This window comes from Zoogloea sp. LCSB751 (genome assembly GCF_002028455.1).
Taxonomy (GTDB): Bacteria; Pseudomonadota; Gammaproteobacteria; order Burkholderiales; family Rhodocyclaceae; genus Zoogloea.
Genome location: NZ_MWUM01000517.1, coordinates 1 through 244, shown reverse-complemented (window position 1 = coordinate 244; position 244 = coordinate 1). Strand labels below are relative to the sequence as shown.

The 244-nt window shown below is 31.1% G+C and carries 1 protein-coding gene; it reads right to left on the bottom strand.

Going from position 1 to position 244, the window contains the following annotated elements; genetic code table 11:
* The coding region (locus tag B4920_RS27545; protein ID WP_216820125.1) for a hypothetical protein at positions 1–244 on the bottom strand (244 nt) is incomplete at both ends.

Below are 244 nucleotides of genomic sequence, written 5' to 3'. Positions count from 1 at the left end.
ATATCTTTGGCGAATAAATTTGCTTTTTCCTTGGCAAATTTGTACCAATCAACCATATATGCGTTTTGATTTTCATCACAGAATTTTTTGATTCTTGCATTAATTGGATCTTCCCAAGATTGGCTGTTGATAGTATTTACAAAAAATACCTTTCTTCCTTCAGAAATATTTAAAATATCAAGCATATTTTGCTCGCTTAAGGTTCCATTAGAACCAAGGCTAACAAGGATTATATTTCCAAGTC